The sequence below is a fragment of the Roseibium sp. ROS1 genome, assembly GCF_054658215.1.
In genome coordinates this window covers 1,327,238-1,350,828 of sequence record NZ_BAAGIG010000002.1, presented here as the reverse complement: position 1 = coordinate 1,350,828, position 23,591 = coordinate 1,327,238, and the positions used below count along the sequence as shown (strand labels likewise).

Sequence of the window (23,591 nt, the reverse complement as noted above, 5' to 3'; positions counted from 1 at the left end):
GCGGTGTTTCACCCCCGCATAAGCTTGTGCCCCTGGGAAGGACCCGAATGCAGGGGTGCAGGGTGTGGGGTGGTGGCCGGCAGGGCGGCGGGTCGGCGGTGGGCAGGCAGCCGTCCGGCGCTAGGAGTGCGAGACGGTCGGCGAACAGCACAAACAGAAAGAGCCGCAACGCGCGCGGCGCCACGGCTCCTGCTTATCTGTGATCCTGGGGCAATCAGTGGCTGCCAGCACAGGGGTTTGATGCACCTGGGGTTTAGAGCCTGCTCCAGGCGCGATCAAGCTTCTGCCGATAGGCGCCGTCATAAGCACTGAAATAGCGCTGCGAAGTCGGCTCATTGACTTCCGGGTATCTCAGCAGCGTGCTGGGCGGCACGGAATAGTAGGTGCGTGTTATCTTCCTGCTATCGCCTTCACTGCCGGCAACAAGTGTGTTGCCGTTCATGTTGCGGACAAAGGCCGCGCGCCGCTCGAAGATGTTGAGCGAGAAGACGCCTTGCTGTGTCTGGACGCCTCGCCCTCGGAAATCTCCTTTCGGGTCTGCGTCTTTTGCCCAGGCAGCGAGACTGTAGCGCGGCGTGCGCATCGACAGTGTGCCGCCGAGTCCACCGTCCGGCTTGATCCGCGTTCCTGAGTGAATATCACCCCTTGCCTGCTTGTGCTTGTTGAAGCGGCCGAACTTGATCACCTCGCGCTTTGCCACGGTCTGGGCGCGGCGTAGGGCATCGATGTTTGACCGGCGCATCAGCTTTTCATTATCGACGGCCAGCTTGTCCAGGCCGCTTGTGAGGCGGCGCAGGTCGCTGACATCTACCTTCAAATCAATCATCGCGCCAGCTCCACCGGAAGATTCCGCATGATGTCGCGGAGCGTTTCTTTGTCACCGGCCATGATGTTTGCCCGCATGCCTGCAAGGACGCCCTGGAGCGCGTCAATGCCGATCAGCGCATCATGACAGCGGCCTTCAAGCGCAAGAGCTGCCAGATGGCGCACAAGGTCCGTTGCAGCGCCCTGGACAGCCTCCTGCCCCAGCAGGGTAGCATCGCGGTCGGCGGCCTCCTGAGCGGCCTCACGGGCCGCTCTGTGCTTTGACAGGCTGATGATCTCACCGGGCATTGGTGACCTCCTTGGCCGGTTCCTTTGCCGGTTTCGGCAGCTGGCCGCCGATCTGACCGGCGCGCTTGCCCAAGTCCTTGAAGGACAGCAGGGGGTGTGCTTGTTCCTTGAAGAGTCTCACTGAATCCACTCCGGGTCTTTATGGTTTACGACTATTCCTGTCAGGTCACCGATAGGGGTCGAGCTGATGCCCATGGCCGCTTCTATGACCGCTTTGGCCTGCGTGAAGCCCTCCCCCAACGGATCGCTTCCGGCATCGGCCAGGATCATGAAGGCCTCAGCAGCTGCACGGCACATGTCTTTGAAGTCTTGATCGTGCTTATTCCAGCCAATCGCAGAAAGGCTCATCAGCCATGCCGGCAAGCGGTGGCCATCGCGTGCGCATCTGGCTGTCTCTGCTGCCATCTGCATCTTGCGGTCAAGGCCGGTCAACCGGCCGTCGATATCCACTAACGCGGCGAAGTCGGCGAGCACATCGTCGATGCGATGTGACTTAAATTCGGGATAAGGGGTTTCCCAGCGCCTTCTGCGTTCGTCGCTATAGTCCAGCAGGTGGGCGCGGACTCGCTTCCATTTGGTCATTGCCGCAGGATCATCCTGATTGTTCAGGCACCAGCAGAAATCTGCCAGCAGGCTGTCGAGCTCGCAGCGGTACTCTTCGAGCTTTCGTCTGTTCTTAGGCGTGTCGATCAGTACGAAGGTGTTGCGCTCGGTTCTCGTGTTGGTTTGCATGTGTCATTTCCCAAAGTCTCCTTTCAATGGGTTGATGTTGCGGGTTGCTGCTGTGTGTGTTGTGTTGCTGTTATCCCTGCGCCTGTGACCTCGCTGCCAGAGCTTCCTGGGCCAGGATGCGGAGCATTGGGCCAAAGTGGCGCTGCTCTTTCTGTGCCTCCTGCTTGATCCGCCGCTCCAATTCCGGCGGCATCGTAAGTGTCTTGTGAGCCATCGATTTCCTCGTTCTGTTGATCACATTCTCAGGATGTCATGGCGTAACAAAAAATGTCAACACAACCCCTTGACAAGCTAGTCAGAATGTTGCAGGCGGATTTACCGCGGTCGATTGGGCATGAAAAAACCCGGCGCGGTGGCCGGGTGACTTCAGTCAGCTCTGATCTCTCGATTACCTCACCTGCCGGAACAGGCCGGTTACCACCGCATGCACCAACCCAATTGCGCTGACAGCGGTACTCCCCACAAGGAGACCTAGAACAGTCTCCGGCAGGGAAAATCCTTTCCAGGAAAACCCACTCGCGATTACCATGAGCGCAACGATTAGAGAGTACACGACCAAGTACCAATAGACTCGAGAAGCATACTTCTTGCGGAGACGAATGTTGCTGCCCTTGTCCTCGTTGTCCAACATGGATGCGTGGACAGCGACGGCTTCCTTGGCTGCAGTTATCTCATCTTTGTCTTGCGCATCTTGAGATGTTTTTTCTTCAGCGACTTCGACGGTACGTCGCATAGCCGCTTCTAGCAGCGCCTTGTTTAACCGAATGCCCCCGTCACCGCTCACGCAACATTTGCCTCTGTCAACAACTGTCGAAAGTGGTCTCGAATAGTCTCATTCGAAATCGGTCGGTTTTTCTGGGGCTCGTATGACATTGACCACGGTGTACCCGCCTCGTGCGTCAACGCAGAGAGCTTGAAGGCAGGCATGTGGCCATACTTCTCCCACACCATACCAATGATGAAATCTTCATCTGGACGCAGAGGTTCTTTGGCAACCTCACCTTGGTCGAGAGAGAAAGGCGTATCGTCTCCCCATTTAAGCGGCTTGGCGACGCTGGAAGAGCCGTATTTCTTCAAGGCATCATATAAAGAGCGGATCACCGGCCCGAATTGCCATGCTTCGACTTGCTCGCTGATCAACGGCCGATCAGTAGCACCAAGCATCCAGCCGTGTGCAAGGTACACCAGCTTCTGCAGCTGCATCTGTGTAAGCTCGCCATTGGAACGGTTGATAAACTCATTCGCGATGGCAAGCGGGGAATGTGGTTTAGACATCGCTCATCGCTCCTGTTTTCGAGTCACAACATTAGTGTCATGAGAACAAAACATCAACGGCATTAATGTGGCGTTAAGTTTTTGCATTTCAACGACAGCACCAAAGAGACGACATGAATAACACTGATGTAGTAAATCATTAACCATGACATTTTATGCATACATTGGGTTTCGCGGCTTGATTGCACTCCGGTTGTGGACCTGTCCACCTTTGCCCAGGCGCCACAGTGCTCCTGGGCTTTTTCTTGCCCCTGGAGTGCGCTGCTCAGCAAAGACGCCCGGCGCTTCAGAAACGCCCTCAGCACGCTTCAGAGGGCTTCCTGACGATCTCCGCGCCGGTCAAGGCTGCCAGCAGCTTGGCCCGCGCCTCTTCGAGTGTCCCGGCCCTCACGATGGCGTAGGAGAGCCTCCTGCGGCTTCCTGGGGCCGCCCAGCGGTAATGCACCTGGAACTCATCTGCCGCAGGCTTAATTCGCTGCACATAATCCTTGGCGCTGTCGTCAGATACCCAGATGTGCGGAGCAATGGCAGCCGCATGCGCCGGGCTGGCAGGAACAAATCCGAACTCAGCAAAGCACTTCTCGACGGGCTCAGGCCGTCCGGTGTCTTCGATGGCGGGTTCCTGCACCTGGGGTGCTTTCGTCTCGGCATCGAGAATCTCAGCGCCGGGCATAGCACGCTGTAGGATCTCGATGGCCTCCTGCATGTTATCGGCCTGCACAATGGCTTTAGCTTTGCTCTTCTGACGCCCGGCGCCCCATTTGTAAGCGACAACGATCTCGCCATCGCGCGCATCCGACCAGTGCGCGGTTTTCAATGGGCGGTCAGCGTCTCTGCGCCCAGGCCAGATATGCGGGGCAATGGCGATGGCGTGTGCGGCAGTGCCAGGGACCAGACCGAACTCTTCGAAGCATGCCAGCACGGTCTCATGCCGCGTCTCTGTCGAGTTGCCACACTGAGTTGCCACACATGCCACCTTAGACCCCTCATTTGCCTTAGTAGTCACTATAAGGCGATTGAGGGGTCTAAGGCCTTCATTGTGGCAACTCGCAGACCGATCATCCGGCTCATGCGCGATCTCCGCGCCAGGAAATAGCTCAGAGGCGCTGACCATAGCCGCATCGACGGTCTCACCTTCAACAAAGCAGATGCCACCCCGTCCCCCACCGGCAGGCCGGATCTTGAGGCGATGCCAGCCCACCATGTCGAGTTCAGAATGCAAAAGACTGAAAGCCTGACCCTTTACGGCCGCTTCGTCGATCAGTTTGCAGAGATCCTTCACACCGTTGTCTCTGCGTTTGTTTTCGAAGAATTTCTGTGCGTCCTGCCCCTCCTCCGGCACATCAACGCAATGAGTCATCCAGGGTGATTGATTGACCAAGGTGCGCAAGGCCTGGGCACGCAGCCCAGCATTGCCGTTTCCAAGCGGCCAAATACCTGCCAGCAAAAGCCCTCCAATCCAGCCAGCAACGGCATCATATTCCTTCGCGCTGAAAACCTCATCGACCTTCACACCTGGATCACTTGCGGTAAGCAAGGTGATGTCCACCGGTGTGCTTTCATCACGGTTGACGGCGCGGGCTCGACCATCCTCCTGATAAAGCTCATCATTGACAAGCATGCTGCGGATGCGCTCGCAATAGGGCTCTGGATGCGCCTCCTGCCAGATCGCCACAACACGACCGTCACGCAGCGTGATTTCCTTTGGCTGAGGCTGGATACGATCTTTGGCCTTACGTCCGCTTGACCGCTTCTTTTTCCCATGCTCAGGAAACAACTCGACAACATTGCCGCGATCATTCTGCGGCTCTTCAATGTCAATCCGCCGGCGGAAGATCAGCTCGGCATATAGCTCGATCACTTCATCCTTTGGTCGGTTGCGGCCAATCACTTCGAGGTGCCGGCAATTCTTCATCTCATTGATGCCGCGCATAGCGCCGTGGTGACCGTGCAGCACGCCCTCCAGCGCGCTCACACTAGCCAGGAAGCGTTCAGAGACAGCATGCAGGATCAAAGCCCCCTGCCCGCCCAGTTGCTTGTTTCGCAGATGGTGGAACAACGCTGCCCGCGCGGAGTTGCGCATCTGTGCATTCCGGCCACCGTCACTGAAGATCTCGACGCCTTGCTCATTAACAGTCCGCGACGGTTCCATGCTCCCTTTGCTGACCTGGGAGTCAGTACACAGAATCCTCCGCACACCGGCCCCATCCTCGATCCGCACATCGGCGGCAGTGAAAATGTCCGGCCACCAGGGCTGCAAGGCTTCTGGGTCGCCGCTGGCGTCCAGGATGATCGTCGGCACCTGCGCGATCTGCCGCGACAGCTTGGAGCGCATGCGGGCATAGGATCGCGTCTTGCCGGTGTCAGACTCGGTGCTGCCGAGGCGCCTCAGTTCCAGATGCGGGATTCCTTTCTCAGGGTCGCGCGCATACAGAGCGTCTTCTAGCCCCTGGATCAACGCACTCAATATGCCGCTGATCGACTTGACGGCATTCAGCAGGGCGCTGATCGGTGCTACCACCCCGCCGGGATCGTTATCTTCTGCCGAAGGCGCCGCATCGAGATCTGCGAAGGCATTTGATGGCAGCTGCACGACAGCCTTCCAGATGCGGCTCTTCAGTTCTTCAAGCTCGATCTTGGCGCTTTCAATTGAGCCGACTAGGCGATTGCCCCGCAGCTCATGCGCGATTGCCTCCGCCGTCAATTTGTGGCCGCCCTGCGCCGCAAGGTGCAGCATGTCGCGGATCTGCTGCAAGATCTCGACGTTCTCGCTGTGATCGTACGGCAGCTCCTGAACTTCCGTCGCCTTCTGCTCATGATGCCGCTGCGAAGATTCCGCGGACTCCATGCGCTGACCATGACGCTCGGCACGCTCCCGCGCCTGGTCCAATCTATCGAGCGCTTTGTAATAGTTGCGCTGCGCACGCTCCAATGCTGCTGCAGCTTTCTCGCGGTCCCGTGCGGTCAGAAGTTTGCGCTCTTTCTTCTCCATGCGGGCCTTACAGGTCGCCACCCACTCCTGAGCCTTGATTATGCGATCAAAACCGGCGTTCGCGCGGTCCTCATGCTTGACGGCAAGCTCCGCCGCACGGCGGGCTTTGGGCTCATGCTTTGCTCGGGTACGCTCGAGCACATACTTGGCTACGTGCGCCTCTGCGGCGTCGTGCAGCGCCTGAATGTCTTGTGTCAGCACCTCGATATCGGTGCCGCGCGTTTGGATGCTCAGCAGATCAACAGGGCTGGTTTCATCAATGACGACAAGGTCGAAGTGCTCCTGATCGTCCTGCTTATTGCGGCGCTGGATTTTCGAGGGTAGCGACGACAGAGTCACATCACCGGCAACAATGACGATCTGTGCGTCTCGCGCGTCCTGGCGCACGTAAAAGCATGCGTCAGCAAGCGGGCAAATCGCGCAGGCATCGCTTGTGACGCCACCGGCAGAGCGTACCGTCGCGACAAGCTTGTCATTCTGACAGGCGCTGACTTTGGGCTTGCCGTCTTCCGGCTTGACGCGCGGGTCCGGTGATCCTGCGCCAATCCAGCGCTGCGCCATTGATTGCAACTCGCCATCTGTAAGCTCGGGCTTGATTGTGCGCAGGGCGTTAAGCAGATCATGCTCGGCTTCTGCGGCCTTCTGGTGGGACTGTAAGCGAACAAGGACGCGGAAATCAGGATTGCCGATGCAGGTTTCAGCGACTTTCTTCCAAGCCGCATCAGACTTGCCGCCACCGACAGTTACCTTGATCAGCGATTGCTGAAGCTTGCCGCCATAGCCTGGCTCAAGGATGACGGCTCCGGACACCATGATATCGACGACATCAGCAATAATCTCACGCCCAGCATCTCGCGAGATCTCGTTGTCATTTTGGAAGATCGGCAGGCGGTCGAGCTGCGGGGTGCAGATGCGCAGAACCTCGGCACCTTCCGGTGTCGAGCGGAAAAGATCTTCGAAGGATTCAACGGGGAGTCTATGGGTGTCCTGGGTGTTGACGCAGGAGGCGTCGGCCCGTAAAATTCCAATTGTCACTTGGTTCTTTCCTTAGATCTTTGCTGGTGACCGCTCCTAAGACGCGCCAACGTCGTTAGGAACTCTTCTGAAAGGCTCAGCGTTCGTTAGCGCTGGGCCTTTCTTCATTTCGTCAATTGAACTCCGCCGCCCCTAAAATGATCAAGCGAACGAAATTCCAATATGTCGGATAGATACTTCCGCTATAACGGAAACGGCGGAACACTGCCGCTCCGCCGAATTTTCGGACCTAAATATGTCCCCACAATCTCGATAGCTTCAAACCACCCCTGCCCGCACCAGCGTCGAGCCCAACAGCACGCCTGCCCAGATGCCAGCGATACCAAGCCACAACGTGACAGCGGCGGCTTGCAACTCTTGTTCAATCCACTGCGCGGCGTTACTCTTCCATGTGTTCATTCTGCTATCTCCAATGGTTGATTGATCATCCGGCCGGTCGGTGTTGCTGCACCTGACCGGCCTTTTCTTTTTGGGCTCTCAGCCCCGCGCCTCCGCCTGCCGACGCTTCAGATCGCCGAGCGTTTCCGCGCCTTCGAATTGAGACTCATCGATGTCGATCTCCGCTGCGCGCTCGTGCTCGCTATCGGCGGCCAGATCCCGCAGCATTGCAGTGTCCTGCCAAGTATCCTGCTCAGGCTTGCCCTTCAGATCGCCGATCAGCTTTGCGTCCTCTGCGGTGGAGCGGAGCCAATCCTCGACGCGCGACAGCTCCCAAATGCGCAGCCGTGTCGGCCGCATCGGCGCCGGGAATGTCGGATCTTTGACCACCTTCGCCGCAGACTTCAGCGTGCAGTGGCAAAGCTCGGCGACTCGTTCAATCGTGATTGTTTCCATGTCATTTCCTTTCCTGTTAACGCTCAATTGGCGTCTTATTACCAGAAGATAATCTGAAGATAAGTGGCAGATAAAACAAGAGTCAACCATGGGTAATGAAGAAATTTCACGGCCTAGACCAGAAAGCGCAAAGCAACCCGATAGAGTTTTGTATCTCTGATAGACTTTTCTATTACAAGCAAGCCAACCGCAACTAAGAAAAAGCCCCGTTTCCGGGGCTTTCTTCATTCAACCTGCCGTGACGATCAGCGGACATTGATGCCCAAACAATCGGGCGGCCGCGTCAATAGTTTTCTGCGGCGCATCCACCAACACGACGCAATACGGTTTGATGGCTGGCGCCCTGGCGCAGCGAGTCAGGTCGTCGTGACTCGCGACCATCTTGTCGAAGTCACCGGCCACCCTCGGGGAGAAAGCCGCCCAGGACTCGTGTGCCATGAACAACTGCTCGACGCGGTCGATGTCCGCGACGATGAGCACGCCCGGAATGCCGCCCTCGTTCCCCGCGAATGGCTTTTCCGAGAACTCGCCGACACACTCGATCACGCGATCAGCTTGCCAGCCAGCCTCCCAGGCGCGCCCAATCTCTTCCAAAGCCTGCTTGAACGTCTCGACGATCTCAGGTGTACAGTCAGCAGCACCGGGGCCCTGCTCCTGTCTGTAAGCCTCCCAGAGCGGTTGCAGCTTCGCCTTACACTGGCGCTTTATTGCACAGATAGACTGGGTCAAATCGACACTCTTAACCGCTTGCATGCAAGCACTCCTCCGCTGCTTGACGGTGCGCGCAGGTGGTGTTGGCAGCATCCACCGGATCAAATCGACTCTGTCAGGCGGTTGGTCGGTCAAGTAGGTGGAAGAACTTGCGTAATGTTCGCAGCAGTAAATCGTCATTCAGAATGGCTCCATTTCGATTGAACTGAAGCCATGATCGCGGCTCCGCCCCGAAATGGTCCAGCGCGCCGAAACGCGCTTAGTGCGCCTGGAGTCTACCCCTTGCGACAACGCCCAATGCGCGCCTAGAGTGAATTTATGAAAGAGATAATCTTAGCTTGCGCCGTCCTCGCCGCCGTTGATGGCGACACGGTCAAATGCGACGGCGTCAACATGCGCATCATGGGAGACGGCGCGCCGTATGAATCCGGCATCGACACACCGGAGCTACGCGGCAAATGTCAGCAGGAAGTGGAGCTCGCCCGCGCCGCTAAGGGCAGACTGCAGGAGCTGCTTGAGACGCCCGGCGCCCAGGTAATAGACAGCGGTGAGCGCGACAGATGGAAACGCCCCCTTGTGTGGGTGCGGATGCCAGACGGCCGGACGGCTGGAGCGATTCTGCTTAATGAGGGGCACGCTAGGGTCTGGACACCTGATTATAAGGCGGACTGGTGCGATTGATCGATGACTTAAAATCACCTAACTGATGACCTAATGCCCTCGAAAAAAGTCAATAAAAACAATGTTCAAGGGGTCGGTTGGACGGTCACCCTCACCGCCATTTTTTTCTCAGGACATTTCAAATTGATCCCGCCGCCCGTGCACGTATGCATTGGTATCACGCGTAATTTGATGCAGATTTCTCTTTCCCCTATCATCTGATCCGGAGGAACCGTCGCTTGTTGCGGCGGCGGCTACTGGGAGGAGATAGCCGGCATGTCAGTGATGCACGAGCCCTGGCTTGTTGCGCTGTCCCTGGTGATGGCCTTTCAGGGCAGTTTCGTAGGCTTGAACCTTGCCGTTCAGGTTCGCAGCGCGATTGACCCGAGACGTCGGCTGTTGCTTGCAGGGGCAGCATTGACCGTCGCCCTTGCCATCTGGTCCATGCATTTCGTCGGAATGCTGGCAGCCCGTCTGCCTGTCGCCGTAGATTTTCTCGTTCTACCGACACTGCTGTCGTTTCTCGTCTGTGTACTCGTTGTCGGTATTGCTGTTTTCGCAGCGAGCAATGCGCGGCTGACCCCGATTCGCCTCGGCCTCTCCGCCTTCGTCATGGGAAGCGGTATCTGCACCATGCATTATCTGGGCATGTACGCCTTGCATGGTTCGCTGCAAATGGAGCACGACCCGGCCTACGTTTTTGCAAGCTTTCTGATTGCCTTCAACGCAGCCGGTCTCGCCATGTGGCTTCTTTTTGGCCTCGGCCGCCGCCCTCCTCTCGTCATTTCGGCAGCGGTTCTGGCGCTTGCGATTTCAGCTATGCATTACACGGCCATGGCAGGATTGACCTATGAAACGCTGCAACCGGTTTCAGGTACTCTTGCGCCAGCCCTGAGCCCCGGAATGCTGGCTATTCTCGTTTCCTGCGTAGCATTTCTGGTGTCGGGCCTGTTCCTGCTGGCCCTCGTTCCAGCCCAGGAAGACCAGACCGATAGCGGCATGGTCAGGAACCAGCAGCTAGAGGAAGAGCTGCGTGCGGCAAGTGAAGACAAGCAGGGCCAGTCAGCGCAAGCCGCAATGGCTGTTAGCGGCAAAACCGCATCAGGATTGCAGGCGGCGGCTCAAGCGGTCCGGCCAGGTCAGCCACTTGGCAAGGGAATGCTGCCGATCGAGCGGGACGGCCAGAAGACCAAGATCGGCGTGCTGGATATATATGCCATTCACGCGGACGCCCATTACACACGTCTTTATGATGGCAGCAGAGAATTCTTCTGCCCTCTTTCCATCAGTGAAGCGGAACAGCAGCTTGATCCGCGCACCTTCAACCGTGTCCACCGAAGTCACATCGTCAACCTCAGCCGCGTTGTCAGCTACAAGCGCTCCGGTGACGGTGGTGTTCTAATCCTGGCGGGCCAGGAGGGGCAGAGTGTTCCTGTCAGCCGGTCTCGTTGGGGGCGGGTGAAAGCGCGATTGAAGGCGCTTGGCCAAAACAGGCATCAAAGCCATACGGGGCATGAACAGCCTGCTGCCGCGCAATAACCAGATCATCGGTTTGGTTCACTTTCGGTGTTGCAGTGCATGCAACGCCGCAAAATACGCCGTTCGTGCAAATGGGCATCAAGCGGACACTCTTCATGGTGGTGGTATTTGCGGCTTGGGCTCCTATTGTAAGCTATTGTAATTACCTTACTTTTTTGAAAGCATTTCAATTTAAGCCGTGAAATGCGTCAGAAGAGCTGTCGCAGTTCGTGCAGGACAGCACGTCATCCGTGTGGCCAGACAGGCTGTTTGTGCAAGCGTTCTTGAGTGTGCGCCGCACTGTTCCGCACCCTTCTCAAACGTGAACAATTCGGCCGTTTCCAGCGTCCGGACACGACGTTGCCGGTGGAAGGCGAAACCAATCGCTTTTCGGGAAAACCGGCATCCGGCCCAGAGGTGGCCGGCAGAGGGAGGAGAAAGACGTGATACCTGGTGCATTCACCTATCACCGGCCATCGTCCGTGGCGGAAGCTGTCGCGATCCTGGTCAGCCATGGCGACGAAGCCCGGCCACTGTCCGGTGGCCATAGCCTGATCCCCATGATGAAGTTGCGCATGGCAGCGCCGGAACATCTGGTCGACCTTGGTGGCATTGCCGATCTCAAAGGCATTTCCGACGACGGCGGCACGATCACCATTCGCGCCATGACCACGCAGCATGAGCTGATCGCCTCGGACCTCTTGGCGTCAAAACTGCCGATCATTCGCGAAACGTCGCTTCTCATTGCCGATCCGCAGATCAGATATGTCGGCACCCTTGGCGGAAATGTCGCCAATGGTGATCCGGGCAACGATATGCCGGCGCTGATGCAGTGCCTTGATGCGACCTATGTTCTGACCGGGCCGGACGGCGAACGAGAAGTGCCTGCACGCGTCTTCTACGAGGCGGCCTATTTCACGGCCCTTGCGCCTGAGGAAATTCTGACAGCCGTTCGTATACCCGTCCCGCCTGCAGGGCATGGCTATGCCTATGAAAAGCTGAAGCGCAAGGTTGGCGACTATGCGACAGCCGCTGCTGCCGTGGTCCTGACGATGGAAGGTGGCAGTGTGTCCTTCTGTTCGATTGCCCTCACCAATGTCGCGGATACACCGCTTTTTGCGCAGGAAGCCGGAGAGATTCTGGCTGGTTCGACGCTCGATACGGCAACCGTTGCCCGCGCGGTCGCGGCGGCTGAGGCGATCACCGAGCCCGCTTCAGACGGACGTGGACCTGCAGAATATCGCACCAAGATGGCAGGCGTGATGTTGCAGCGGGCGCTCGCAAAAGCTGCATCGCGCGCATCCAGCTGAACCAGGATCGAGGGAAACGACTATGAGCGATATTGAACAGATCCCGGTCACCATGACCATCAACGGCAAGAAGGTGCAGCGTTTTGTTGAACCGCGCACGCTTCTGATCCATTTCCTGCGAGAGGATCTCAACCTCACCGGGCCACATATCGGTTGCGAGACTTCTCACTGCGGTGCCTGCACGGTTGAGCTGAACGGCATGTCCGTGAAGTCCTGCACCATGTTTGCCGTTCAGGCAGACGGCGCAGAACTGACCACCATCGAAGGCATGGCCAATGCGGATGGTACCTTGTCCGCGCTTCAGGAAGGCTTCCGGCAGATGCACGGGCTGCAGTGCGGCTTCTGTACCCCGGGCATGATCCTTCGTGCCCACACGCTGCTGAAGGAAAACCCGAACCCCACGGAAGAGGAAATCCGCATGGGCATTTCGGGCAATCTTTGCCGCTGCACCGGTTACCAGAACATCGTCAAGGCGATCCAGTACGCCGCTGCGAAGCTGAATGGTACTGAATTTCAGGAGGCTGCAGAATGAACGACATGACCCCGACAAGGGAACAGCGCGAAGCCGCCCTGGAAGGCATGGGCTGCAAGCGCAAGCGTGTGGAAGATATTCGCTTCACGCAAGGCAAGGGCCAGTATGTCGATGATGTGAAACTGCCCGGGATGGTGTTCGGCGATTTCGTCCGTTCGCCCTATGCCCACGCCAAGGTTACGAAGATCGACGCTTCCGAAGCGCTGAAACTGCCTGGCGTGATCGCCGTCCTGACGGCGGAAGACCTGAAAGGCGTCAATCTTGCGTGGATGCCGACACTCGCCGGTGACGTACAGATGGTGCTGGCCGATGGCAAGGTGCTGTACCAGAACCAGGAAGTCGCCTTCGTGGTAGCCGAGAACCGCTACATCGCCGACGATGCCATTCAGCTGGTGGAAGTCGAATATGAAGAGCTTCCCGTCCTGACGGACCCTTTCAAATCGATGGATCCGGACGCTCCGGTTCTGCGGCCTGATCTCGACGGCAAGATGGAAGGCGCACACGGGCCGCGCAAACACCACAACCACATCTTCACCTGGGAAGTTGGCGACCAGGAGGAAACCGACAGAGCCTTTGCTGAAGCCGATGTCACCATCAAGGAGCTGATCTCCTATCACCGCACGCACCCCTCACCGCTCGAAACCTGTCAGTGCGTTGCATCGATGGACAAGATCAAGGGCGAGTTGACGGTCTGGGGAACGTTCCAGGCACCCCATGTCATCCGAACGGTGGCCTCTCTGCTCTCGACTATTCCGGAGCAGAAGATCCATGTGATCGCGCCGGATATCGGCGGCGGTTTCGGCAACAAGGTCGGGGCTTACCCGGGTTACATCTGCGCCATCGTTGCGTCCATCGTCACCGGTGTGCCGGTGAAGTGGGTCGAGGATCGGATGGAGAACCTTTCGACGACGTCCTTTGCTCGCGACTATCACATGACCGCGGAAATCGCTGCGAAGAACGACGGTACTGTCACTGGTCTCAAGGTGCATGTTCTGGCTGACCATGGCGGCTTTGATGCCTGTGCCGATCCGTCGAAATGGCCGGCTGGTTTCTTCAACATCGTAACCGGGTCCTACGACTTCCCGGCAGCGCATCTGGCTGTCGACGGGGTCTATACCAACAAGGCACCGGGCGGCGTCGCCTACCGCTGTTCGTTCCGCGTGACGGAGGCGGCCTATTGCATCGAGCGGGCGATGGATATTCTGGCCCAGAAGCTCGACATGGATCCGGCGGACTTGCGGATGAAGAACTTCGTCAAACCGGAGCAGTTCCCCTATCACTCGGCCCTTGGCTGGGAATATGACAGCGGCGACTATCACACCGCCATGCAGAAGGCGATGGACACGATCGGCTACCGCGAGCTGCGCGCTGAGCAAAAGGCCAAGCAGGAAGCTTTCAAGCGGGGGGAAACCCGCGAGATCATGGGCATCGGCGTGTCGTTCTTTACCGAGATCGTTGGTGCCGGACCGTCCAAGAATTGCGATATCCTCGGTGTTGCGATGTTCGACAGCGCCGAAATCCGCGTGCACCCGACCGGCTCGGTGATTTCCCGCATGGGCACCAAGTCGCAAGGCCAGGGGCATGAAACCACCTGGGCGCAGATCATCGCGACGGAAATCGGTATTCCGGCCGCCGACATCATGGTGGAGGAAGGCAACACGGATACCGCGCCTTACGGTCTTGGGACCTATGGCTCGCGCTCCACACCGGTTGCCGGTGCCGCGATTGCGCTTGCGTCTCGCAAGATCCGCAACAAGGCGCAGATGATCGCGGCTCACATGCTGGAAGTTTCCGAATACGACCTGGAATGGGACGTGGACGGTTTCCAGGTGAAAGGCAATCCGCAGGCACGTAAGTCCATGAAGGAGATTGCCTGGGCTGCCTATCACGCTCCGCCTCCAGGCATGGAACCGGGTCTTGAAGCGGTCAGTTATTATGACCCGCCCAACATGACCTATCCTTTCGGCGCCTATCTCTGTGTAATGGATATCGACGTCGACACCGGCGTTGCAAAGACACGGCGGTTCTATGCGCTGGACGACTGCGGCACCCGGATCAATCCGATGATCATCGAGGGACAGGTCCACGGCGGCCTGACGGAGGCCTTCGCCATCGCGATGGGTCAGGAAATTCGCTACGACGAGATGGGCAACGTGCTGGGTGCGTCCTTCATGGACTTCTTCCTGCCGACGGCGGTCGAAACACCGCATTGGGAAACGGATTTCACCGTCACCCCCAGCCCGCATCATCCGATCGGCGCGAAGGGCGTTGGCGAAAGCCCGAATGTCGGCGGTGTGCCGGCCTTCTCCAACGCGGTCAACGACGCCTTCAAGTTCCTCGGGTCGACCCATATCCAGATGCCGCATGACGCCTGGCGTATCTGGCAGGCGGCCAAGGACCTGGGTGCGCACGCATAATGCACTTCTTACCGCAGGCTGGCTCCTCCGGGACAAAGCCTGCGGTGACGTTCCGATCGTCCTCTCGTGACTGATTCTGGATCAGCACCTGAAAGACGATGGATGCGACCTTCTCACCGAACGGACCAGCATGACCCAGACCAAGGATCAGATAGCGCTTCAGCTCGCGGATGCCGGTTACATCGCGGACGAAGGTCTTGCGACGGCACTTCTCCTGACCGGAATGCTCGGGCGGCCGCTGCTTCTGGAAGGTGAAGCCGGCGTCGGCAAGACGGAAGTGGCGAAGGCTCTGGCGCGTCTTGAGAACACCGATCTCATCCGCCTGCAGTGCTATGAAGGCCTCGACCGCTCCGATGCCATCTACGAGTGGAACTATCAGCGCCAGCTTCTGGCCATCAAGGCGCGGGAAGGATCTGGCGACAGTGCAGAAACTGTCGAGGAAGCGATTTTCTCCGAGAAATATCTTCTGGAACGCCCCCTTCTGGCGGCCATCCGAAAGGACGTGCCGCCGGTTCTGCTGATCGATGAAATCGACCGGGCAGATGAGGAATTCGAGGCATTCCTGCTTGAGATCCTGTCTGACTTCCAGGTGTCGATCCCGGAACTTGGAACGGTTCAGGCAGTTACAATCCCACGCGTGGTTCTGACCTCAAATGGTACACGCGAACTGTCGGACGCATTGCGCCGGCGTTGCCTTTATCATTTCGTCGATTACCCCTCGCCCGACCGCGAAACACGAATTCTGCTGGCGCGTGTCCCGGGTCTGGATGCTGCTCTCGCCCAACAGATCGCCGAACTCATGAACAAACTGCGCAAGGAAGACCTCGTGAAGGTTCCAGGCGTTGCCGAAACCATAGATTGGGCGGCGGCTCTTCTCGGCCTTGGGGCGAAAAACCTGCACGAGAGCCGGGAGCTTGTCTTTGAGACGCTGTCTTGTGTCCTGAAAACCCGGGAGGACAGTGCCCGTGTCAGCCGCGAAGTTACCGACAGGTTGCTTGGAAAGGTGGCTTGAGCAATGTCCGGCCTTTTCCTTGAAACCAGTGCAGACATCGGGCCGATCCTGAGGCTGCGGCTGGCAGGGTTTGTCCGCTCACTGCGTGACAGTGGCTTCAAGGTCGGATTGGCCGAGACCCGTGATGCTAGCCGGTTGCTGTGTTCGCGGATTATTCAGCGCCCCGGAAGCTTGAAGGCGGCGTTTCGCAGTCTTTTTTGTGGACGCTTGTCCGACTGGCAGCGTTTCGACGACATCTTCGATGCCTATTGGATCGGCAAGGGTGTCAAATCTGGCGTGAAGGTTACCGGGACGAGTACGCGCAAGGGCATGAAGACCATTCGCGAGTTGATAGACGCAAGTGGTAACCGTCAGGAGACAATTGCAGGCGATGTCGAACGCCTCCCCGGCGAAGAGGATGAGGCGAGCGACGACGCTCCCTCCGGGCGGCGGGAAGGTGCGAGCATTGCCGAAAACCTCGGCCAGCTGGATTTTCGACATCTCAGCGATCCGGACGCCCTTAAGCAGGCCCATGAGCTTGCCGAACGGCTCGCACGGGCAATGCGTATAAGACTGACCCGCAGGGATCGTCAGAAACGAAAAGGCCGGAAGCTGGATCTGCGCAGAACCATCCGCCGGTCCATTGCCCATGGCGGAGCACCTATTGAACTTGTGCGCAAGGGCCCTCGCGAGAAACAGTTGCGATTGGTGATCCTGCTCGATGCGTCCGGGTCGATGAACAACTACACGGGTGTATTCACTCGGTTCGTGCACGGTTTGCTTGATAGCTTCCGCGAAGCAGAAGCGTTTCTTTTTCATACCCGTCTTGTGCACGTCTCCTCAGCCCTTTCGGAGCGGGACGCCGGCCGTGCGCTCGATCGCATGGGGCTGATGGCGCAAGGGATCGGTGGCGGCACGAAGATCGGCGCGGCACTGGCCGACTTCAACAGATGGCACGCCGCCCGGGTCGTTCACTCGCGCACCTGCGTCCTGATCCTGTCGGATGGCTACGACACAGGCACGCCGGAAGCACTTGGCGATGAGATGGCACGGTTACGTAGGCGCTGCAGGCGCATTGTCTGGCTCAACCCGCTGCTTGGCTGGCAGGGATATGAACCGACAGCCGGAGGCATGGCCGCCGCCCTGCCCCATGTCGATTTCTTCGCGCCAGCCCATAACCTCGCCAGCCTTGAAGCCCTAGAGCCTTATCTTGCGAGACTTTGAACGATGGGAGATGTCGAGATGAAGCATTCTGTTCCCGTGTCCGGCAAAGAGGCCGCGCCAGAGGTCGTGCAGGACCTGCCGCGCCTGATGAACCGATTGCAGGGTGACAACGAACCCTTTGTTCTGGCAACCGTCGTACGCACCATATCGGTGACCGCGGCCAAGGCGGGCGCGAAGGCCGTGATCGACAGGAATGGAGACATTGTCGGCGGCTGGATCGGCGGTGGCTGCGCAAGATCGGCTGTCATCAAGGCGGCAAAGTCCGCTTTTGAAGATGGTCAGACACGATTGATCTCCCTACAACCGGCGGACCTGCTGGCGGAGATCGGCGTGGAAGCCGGTGAGGAGCGCGAAGGCATTCAGTTTGCCCGGAACATGTGCCCGAGCCAGGGGACTATGGATATCTTCATAGAACCGGTTCTGCCGCGGCCCACGCTTGTCATCTACGGCGCCAGTCCGGTTGCCGTTGCCCTTGCGAGCCAGGCGCCTTCCATCGGATTTGACCTGACCTTCTGCGCGCCTGCAGAAGAGCTGTCCGTCTTTTCAGGTGCCGGGAAAAGAGCAGAAGGGTTTGACAGTCCCGTTCGAAGCAACGGGCAGATCTACTCCATTATTTCGACCCAGGGACGCGGCGATCTGGCGGCCCTGAAGGCAGCTCTTCTGACGGATGCGCGCCACATCGGATTTGTCGGGAGTCGCCGGAAGATTGCAGCCCTCAAGGCTAAATTGCGCGAGGAAGGCGTAGCGGATCAGACCCTCGACCGGATCAAGGGGCCCGCAGGCCTTGATCTGGGAGCCATTGCACCGGAAGAAATTGCACTCTCTATCCTGGCGGAACTTTTGATGATCCGCCGCAGCGGACACCGCCAGACCAACATCCATCACATTTGACCCCACCAGGGAAGCAATCACATGCAAATGAACGACAGCCAGCGGATCGAAGCTCCAAAGCATAAGGTTTGGGAGGCATTGAATGATCCGGAAGTCCTGAAGGCCTCTATTCCGGGATGCGAAGACCTGATCAAGCATTCCGATACTGAACTGGAGGCGAAGGTACGTCTCAAGGTGGGCCCAGTAAAAGCAACTTTCGGCGGCAAGGTGACGCTCAACGATCTCGATCCGCCGAACGGTTACACCATTGAAGGCGAAGGTTCCGGTGGGGTAGCCGGCTTTGCCAGAGGTGCCGCCAAGGTTCATCTGGAAGAAGACGGTCCTGACGCGACGATCCTTCACTACGAGGTTGATGCGAAGGTTGGCGGCAAGCTGGCGCAGCTTGGTGCCAGATTGATCGATTCAACCGCCAAACGGCTTGCCGGTGAGTTTTTTACCGCCTTCGGCGAACAGGTCGCCCCGGGAACACCGGCTGCGACGAACGAGGTGGAAGCCGATACCGCGACAGCAGACGCTTCTCCTCCAGATAGCGACGAGAAGAAGGGATGGATCAAAGGCCTTTTCGGCGGCAAGAAAAAGCAGGACGTGGCTGGCGACGAGGGTAAGGTCGACGAACCTGCGGAATAAATCCCGACTGCAAGAGCCGCTTGTCTGGCTCTTGCAGATGTTCAAACCGGAGGAATTGTTATGGCACATACCGAAGTTCAAGCCATGAGTGGCATTCGCGAAATGATGCGTGATCCATCGCTGGTTCTGGCGCTCGCCACCGGTTCGGCCTTGACCGGGTTTTTGCTGGTGGCGCACGCCTGTTGTCTGGGCATCACCGAACAGCATTTCCTGCCGTTGGTTCAGATCTGCTCTTTCACCGGCTGAGACTGTTTTACGATAGATCAGCACAGCCTGCTTAAGGACTGAGCATGGTGCATTCTTCACCATGCTGCCCATATTCTGCTCAGAACACCATTTGCTGTTGATTGGTTTCGACCAACTCAATCCAGATTCTATTTCTTAAATTATTGAAACAATGTACGAAATTTCCATCTTCGCCTTTCTGGCATTCCCCTTGCTTTGGTTATGATGTGCAGCGCGCCTAGGGATCCGGTCGCAAGACGACGCAGGACCGAGAGGTGCAAGCCGGTTGAGAGGCATATGCCGACATAGACCGGTGACACGGCGGGACAAAAACCCGGGAGACAACTGCACGAGGTTTCGCGCGCGCGAACCTGCTCCCGGCCGTGCGCAAAAACCTCATGACGTAAGTCCGGTTCTGATGACCGGGCCCAAGACAGGAGACGCGCACAGATGTTGAAATCGATTGCCAAAGCTTCCCTCCTCGCCGCAGCGCTGACGCTGCCTCTTTCCCTCACTTCGGCCAGGGCCGAGGAAAAGACGGATTTCAAGGTCTGCTGGTCCATCTATGTCGGCTGGATGCCCTGGGGTTATCTGCAGGACAGTGGCCTCATGAAGAAATGGGCCGACAAATACGACATCTCCGTCGAGATCGTTCAGATTAACGACTACGTGGAGTCCATCAATCAATACACCGCAGGAGAATATGACGGCTGCTCCATGACCAATATGGACGCCCTTTCGATCCCGGCAGGCGGCGGTGTCGACACGACTGCGCTTATCGTCGGCGACTACTCCAACGGCAACGATGGCATCATCCTGAAGGACAAGACCGAGCTTGCCGATATCAAGGGACAAAGCGTCAATCTGGTGGAGCTTTCCGTCTCCCACTACTTGCTCGCACGGGCGCTCGACACGGTTGGTCTCAGTGAACAGGATTTGACGGTCGTCAACACATCCGATGCAGACATGATCGCTGCCTATCAGACGCCGGATGTCACGGCAGTGGTCACCTGGAACCCGCTCCTGTCTGAAATCGAAGCGGAAGCAAATGCCACCAAGGTGTTCGACAGTTCCGGCATTCCAGGCGAAATCATCGATATCATGATGGTCAATACCGAGACGCTTGCGGACAATCCCGCCTTCGGCAAGGCTCTTGTAGGTGCCTGGTACGAACTGATGGGGATCATGTCGTCAGACAGTGACGAAGGCATCGCGGCACGCACCGCCATGGCCGAAGCCTCCGGCACGGACCTTGCCGGCTACGACGCGCAGCTCGCGACGACCAAGATGTTCTACACGCCCGCAGAAGCGGTCGCGTTCACCAAGTCCGCTGAACTTCCCGAGACGATGAAATTCGTTGCCGAGTTCCTTTTCGACAAGGGCATTCTGGGTGAAGGGGCACCCAGCCCTGAATTCGTCGGTGTCTCTTTCCCGGATGGATCGATCTATGGCGATACCGGAAACGTGAAACTGAAATTCGACCCGAGTTTCATGACGATGGCAGCAGAAGGCACGCTCTAGGCTTCCTTTGCTGATCCGGTGTTCCGGCGCCTCGGCGCCGGAGCCGCAGCCATAGACTGATCGGACCGTTTTATGCGTATCATCAACCGGAAACCCTCCCGGGTCACCGCCCTGGCGCTTGGGCTCCTGCCTTTCGTGCTGACATTGGTCGCCTACGCGATTGCCAGCCATTATCGGCGGCTCGACAATCCGGCGGACAAGCTTCTCCCTTCCATCACCAGCATGGGAGAAGCCTTCTGGCGCATGGCGGCAGTGCCGGACCGGAGGTCGGGAGACCTTCTGCTCTGGTTGGATACTTTCGACAGTCTCTGGCGTCTTTGGACAGGGATGGCAGTGTCGACGCTTCTGGCGATCTCCCTTGGCATTGCCATCGGCTTCATTCCCCATATCCGCAGCGGACTGGCTCCTTATCTCGCGACATTCTCGCTGATACCGCCGATCACCATCCTGCCGATCCTGTTCATTACCTTTGGTCTTGGCGAACTCGCAAAAATCGCCCTGATCGTGATCGGAACGGCACCAGTGATGATCCGTTCCACGGCCCAGGCGGTTCTGGACATTCCCCGAGAGATGATCATCAAGGCGGAAACACTTGGGGCCAGCGTCTGGCAAATGGTTACGCGGCTCGTGTTGCCGCAGGTGCTTCCGCACCTGATCACCAGCCTGCGGCTCTCTCTCGTGCCAGCCTGGATCTTTCTGATTTCAGCAGAGGCTATCGCGTCCACTTCGGGGCTTGGCTACCGCATCTTCCTGGTGCGTCGCTATCTCGCGATGGATGTGATCCTGCCTTATGTCGTCTGGATCACGCTGCTGGCGTTCCTGCTCGACAGAGCCTTGCTGCTGTTGTCCCGCCGCGCTTTTCGCTGGCACCATCTGGGAGGTGACGCGCTATGAATACTGCGTCTAAACTCTCGGTCCAGAACCTGGCAAAATTATACGACGGCGTGCCTGTTCTCGAACGGGTCAACCTGGAAGTCCAGACCGGGTCTTTTTGCACGATCGTTGGAGCATCCGGCTGCGGAAAATCGACTTTCCTGCGGATGCTGCTTTCCCAGGAACATCCAAGCCGTGGACAGATCCTCCTGGATGGCACTCGCTTGCCTCTTGAGCCGACATCCGATCGCGGGATCGTCTTCCAGAAATACTCGGTGTTTTCGCATCTGACCGTGGCTGAAAACCTCATCCTTGCGCAAGAGTTTGAAACGTCGCGCTGGACCGGGCGGCTTTTTGGCACTTCCCGCAAGGCGGCTTTTGAATCGTCCGACGACCTGCTTGACAGGATCGGGCTGCGACCGGCGGCAAACAAGTATCCGGCGCAACTGTCCGGTGGCATGCAGCAACGTCTCGCGATCGCCCAGGCCTTGATCAAGAAGCCAAGCATACTGCTGCTCGACGAGCCTTTCGGCGCGCTAGACCCGGGTATACGCGTCGACATGCATGAATTGCTTTTGGGGCTCTGGAAAGAGTTGTCCATGACGGTGTTCATGGTGACGCACGATATTCACGAGGCCTTCAAGCTCGGCACGCGTCTGCTGGTGTTCGACAAGATCCGCCACGACCCGCAGGCGCCACAGGCCTACGGCGCGACCATCACCTACGATCTGCCACTCAAATCGCCAACTGGAGCATCCTTGCGGTCTCCGGAGGCCATCGCAGGTGCAATTGGTGCTCCACAAACAAACAAGCCCACTCCGTCTTTCCAAAACATCCATACCCCAAACAATCAGGAATGAGGACCATCCCATGAGTTTCAATCGAGCCTCAGGCCCCAGGACGCACCACCTAGCCGCAGGTCAATTCACCCGAGACCCCAACCGAAGACAGCATCATCCCGACTTCGACAAACTTCAATTGCGAGGTTGGAAGGCCGCTGAAAAGGAAGGTGCCCTGCCCTCTGCCGCGTGGGAAAAGGAAAAAGCCTGGGCACTGCGAATGGGACTGACAGGATCGGATAGTCTCACCGACAAATCGATCCCGACCTTTGCCCGTGGAGAACTGCCCCACTACGCGGGGATCAACACCTTCCTGAAAGCGCCCTATATCGAGGATGTGACAAAGGTCGGGGCTTATGATGCCGCCGTCATCGGCATCCCTTTCGATGGGGGCACCACTTACAGACCTGGTACACGGTTCGGGCCGCAAGGAGTTCGGAAGATTTCCGCGCTCTATACGCCCTACAACTACGAGATGGGTGTCGATCTTCGGGAACAGATGACGCTTTGCGATGTCGGTGACATCTTCACCATTCCAGCCAATATCGAAAAGACGTTCGACCAGATTACGCGGGCGGTCTCGCACGTCGCATCGTCCGGAGCCTTGCCGATCATGATCGGCGGCGATCATTCAATCGGCTTTCCTTGCGTACGCGGGATTGCCCAGTGCACGTCCAAGCGCATTGGTATCGTGCATTTCGATCGGCATATCGACATTCAGGAAAAGGACCTGGATGAGCGGATGCATACGACGCCCTGGTTCCACGCGACAGATCTCGTCAATGTACCGGCTGTCAATCTGGTTCAGATCGGTATCGGAGGGTGGCAGGTGCCGCGCGAAGGTGTGGAAGTTGCCCGGGAGCGGAACACCAATATCTTCACCATGCGCGATGTCGAGGAACTGGGATTGGCGGAAACGGCCGCACGGGCGCTGGAACTGGCATGGAAGGACGCAGATGCAGTCTATATCTCGTTCGATATCGACAGTGTCGACTGCGGGTTCGTGCCCGGTACCGGCTGGCCGGAGCCAGGTGGCTTTCTGCCGAGAGAGGCACTTGAACTGGTGTCGCTGGTCGCGAAGGAAGGCATCTGCGGTCTGGAGGTCGTAGAAGTTTCACCACCTTACGATTGCTCCGACATCACAGCCCTTCTGGCAACTCGGGTGATTGTTGATGTTCTCGGGACCCTGGTTTCCCATGGAAAAATGGGTTCGCATAAATCCATCATCGACAAGCCGGTGTCCGTTCCGGCCGGTCCGGACGTGGAGTAAG

The 23,591-nt window shown here is 58.0% G+C and carries 24 protein-coding genes and 1 riboswitch; of the genes, 14 read left to right on the top strand and 10 right to left on the bottom strand.

Annotation, left to right across the window (positions count from 1 at the left end):
* Nucleotides 1–253: 253 nt before the first annotated feature.
* The 10 genes from ACYQ6M_RS14225 to ACYQ6M_RS14180 all read right to left on the bottom strand — a co-directional run bounded on the left by ACYQ6M_RS14225 (nt 254) and on the right by ACYQ6M_RS14180 (nt 8,734).
* Complete coding sequence (locus ACYQ6M_RS14225) at nt 254–826, bottom strand: hypothetical protein (protein ID WP_460074406.1); 573 nt, start codon at nt 824–826, stop codon at nt 254–256.
* Nucleotides 823–1,113 (bottom strand): hypothetical protein, encoded by a 291-nt coding sequence (locus ACYQ6M_RS14220; RefSeq protein WP_460074405.1) that lies wholly within the window; start codon nt 1,111–1,113, stop codon nt 823–825. The genes ACYQ6M_RS14225 and ACYQ6M_RS14220 overlap by 4 nt, the downstream gene beginning before the upstream one ends.
* Entirely contained in the window at nt 1,103–1,234 is a 132-nt protein-coding gene (locus tag ACYQ6M_RS14215) for a hypothetical protein (RefSeq protein WP_460074404.1), read from the bottom strand. Before ACYQ6M_RS14215 ends, ACYQ6M_RS14220 begins: the two co-directional genes overlap by 11 nt.
* Nucleotides 1,231–1,845, bottom strand: coding sequence for a hypothetical protein (locus ACYQ6M_RS14210; RefSeq protein WP_460074403.1), 615 nt, complete (start codon nt 1,843–1,845; stop codon nt 1,231–1,233). The genes ACYQ6M_RS14215 and ACYQ6M_RS14210 overlap by 4 nt, the downstream gene beginning before the upstream one ends.
* Nucleotides 1,846–2,233: 388 nt before the next feature.
* The gene (locus tag ACYQ6M_RS14205) at nt 2,234–2,578 is read right to left on the bottom strand and encodes a hypothetical protein (protein WP_460074402.1); all 345 of its coding nucleotides are present in this window, start codon (nt 2,576–2,578) and stop codon (nt 2,234–2,236) included.
* Nucleotides 2,579–2,625: 47 nt separating this feature from the next.
* A complete protein-coding gene (locus ACYQ6M_RS14200) occupies nt 2,626–3,120 on the bottom strand; it encodes a Panacea domain-containing protein (protein ID WP_460074401.1) in 495 nt (164 codons plus the stop codon).
* Nucleotides 3,121–3,418: 298 nt separating this feature from the next.
* Nucleotides 3,419–7,147 carry a hypothetical protein gene (locus tag ACYQ6M_RS14195; RefSeq protein ID WP_460074400.1) on the bottom strand — a complete coding sequence of 1,243 codons (3,729 nt, stop codon included), beginning with the start codon at nt 7,145–7,147 and terminating at the stop codon, nt 3,419–3,421.
* A 258-nt stretch (nt 7,148–7,405) separates the two neighbouring features.
* Nucleotides 7,406–7,546 (bottom strand): hypothetical protein, encoded by a 141-nt coding sequence (locus tag ACYQ6M_RS14190; RefSeq protein WP_460074399.1) that lies wholly within the window; start codon nt 7,544–7,546, stop codon nt 7,406–7,408.
* A gap of 78 nt (nt 7,547–7,624) precedes the next feature.
* Entirely contained in the window at nt 7,625–7,981 is a 357-nt protein-coding gene (locus ACYQ6M_RS14185) for a hypothetical protein (protein WP_460074398.1), read from the bottom strand.
* Between the two features lie 228 nt (nt 7,982–8,209).
* A complete protein-coding gene (locus ACYQ6M_RS14180; protein ID WP_460074397.1) occupies nt 8,210–8,734 on the bottom strand; it encodes a hypothetical protein in 525 nt (174 codons plus the stop codon).
* A gap of 276 nt (nt 8,735–9,010) precedes the next feature.
* On the opposite strand from ACYQ6M_RS14180, the gene ACYQ6M_RS14175 reads away from it, so the two are divergent.
* The 14 genes from ACYQ6M_RS14175 to ACYQ6M_RS14110 all read left to right on the top strand — a co-directional run bounded on the left by ACYQ6M_RS14175 (nt 9,011) and on the right by ACYQ6M_RS14110 (nt 23,590).
* Entirely contained in the window at nt 9,011–9,373 is a 363-nt protein-coding gene (locus ACYQ6M_RS14175) for a thermonuclease family protein (protein ID WP_460074396.1), read from the top strand.
* A 255-nt stretch (nt 9,374–9,628) separates the two neighbouring features.
* The gene (locus ACYQ6M_RS14170) at nt 9,629–10,891 is read left to right on the top strand and encodes an MHYT domain-containing protein (protein ID WP_460074395.1); all 1,263 of its coding nucleotides are present in this window, start codon (nt 9,629–9,631) and stop codon (nt 10,889–10,891) included.
* 422 nt (nt 10,892–11,313) lie between these two features.
* Nucleotides 11,314–12,180 carry an FAD binding domain-containing protein gene (locus ACYQ6M_RS14165; RefSeq protein WP_460074394.1) on the top strand — a complete coding sequence of 289 codons (867 nt, stop codon included), beginning with the start codon at nt 11,314–11,316 and terminating at the stop codon, nt 12,178–12,180.
* A 22-nt stretch (nt 12,181–12,202) separates the two neighbouring features.
* On the top strand, nt 12,203–12,712 hold the full coding sequence (locus tag ACYQ6M_RS14160; RefSeq protein ID WP_022998613.1) for a (2Fe-2S)-binding protein: 510 nt from the start codon (nt 12,203–12,205) through the stop codon (nt 12,710–12,712).
* Nucleotides 12,709–15,129, top strand: coding sequence for an aerobic carbon-monoxide dehydrogenase large subunit (locus ACYQ6M_RS14155; RefSeq protein ID WP_077292841.1), 2,421 nt, complete (start codon nt 12,709–12,711; stop codon nt 15,127–15,129). The genes ACYQ6M_RS14160 and ACYQ6M_RS14155 overlap by 4 nt, the downstream gene beginning before the upstream one ends.
* Before the next feature lie 130 nt (nt 15,130–15,259).
* Nucleotides 15,260–16,141 (top strand): AAA family ATPase, encoded by an 882-nt coding sequence (locus ACYQ6M_RS14150; RefSeq protein ID WP_460074393.1) that lies wholly within the window; start codon nt 15,260–15,262, stop codon nt 16,139–16,141.
* A gap of 3 nt (nt 16,142–16,144) precedes the next feature.
* Nucleotides 16,145–17,344: a vWA domain-containing protein gene (locus ACYQ6M_RS14145; RefSeq protein WP_460074392.1), complete on the top strand. Its 1,200-nt coding sequence runs from the start codon at nt 16,145–16,147 to the stop codon at nt 17,342–17,344.
* Between the two features lie 18 nt (nt 17,345–17,362).
* Complete coding sequence (locus ACYQ6M_RS14140) at nt 17,363–18,235, top strand: XdhC family protein (RefSeq protein ID WP_460074391.1); 873 nt, start codon at nt 17,363–17,365, stop codon at nt 18,233–18,235.
* 21 nt (nt 18,236–18,256) lie between these two features.
* Entirely contained in the window at nt 18,257–18,862 is a 606-nt protein-coding gene (locus ACYQ6M_RS14135) for an SRPBCC family protein (RefSeq protein ID WP_460074390.1), read from the top strand.
* Between the two features lie 60 nt (nt 18,863–18,922).
* A complete protein-coding gene (locus tag ACYQ6M_RS14130; RefSeq protein WP_460074389.1) occupies nt 18,923–19,108 on the top strand; it encodes a hypothetical protein in 186 nt (61 codons plus the stop codon).
* A 206-nt stretch (nt 19,109–19,314) separates the two neighbouring features.
* A riboswitch (guanidine-I (ykkC/yxkD leader) is annotated at nt 19,315–19,430 on the top strand.
* Nucleotides 19,431–19,537: 107 nt separating this feature from the next.
* Nucleotides 19,538–20,608, top strand: coding sequence for a putative urea ABC transporter substrate-binding protein (locus ACYQ6M_RS14125; protein WP_077292846.1), 1,071 nt, complete (start codon nt 19,538–19,540; stop codon nt 20,606–20,608).
* A gap of 72 nt (nt 20,609–20,680) precedes the next feature.
* Nucleotides 20,681–21,502 carry an ABC transporter permease gene (locus ACYQ6M_RS14120; RefSeq protein ID WP_460074388.1) on the top strand — a complete coding sequence of 274 codons (822 nt, stop codon included), beginning with the start codon at nt 20,681–20,683 and terminating at the stop codon, nt 21,500–21,502.
* Nucleotides 21,499–22,341 carry an ATP-binding cassette domain-containing protein gene (locus ACYQ6M_RS14115; protein ID WP_460074387.1) on the top strand — a complete coding sequence of 281 codons (843 nt, stop codon included), beginning with the start codon at nt 21,499–21,501 and terminating at the stop codon, nt 22,339–22,341. Before ACYQ6M_RS14120 ends, ACYQ6M_RS14115 begins: the two co-directional genes overlap by 4 nt.
* Nucleotides 22,342–22,351: 10 nt before the next feature.
* Complete coding sequence (locus ACYQ6M_RS14110; protein WP_460074386.1) at nt 22,352–23,590, top strand: agmatinase family protein; 1,239 nt, start codon at nt 22,352–22,354, stop codon at nt 23,588–23,590.
* The last annotated feature ends 1 nt before the right edge of the window (nt 23,591 follow it).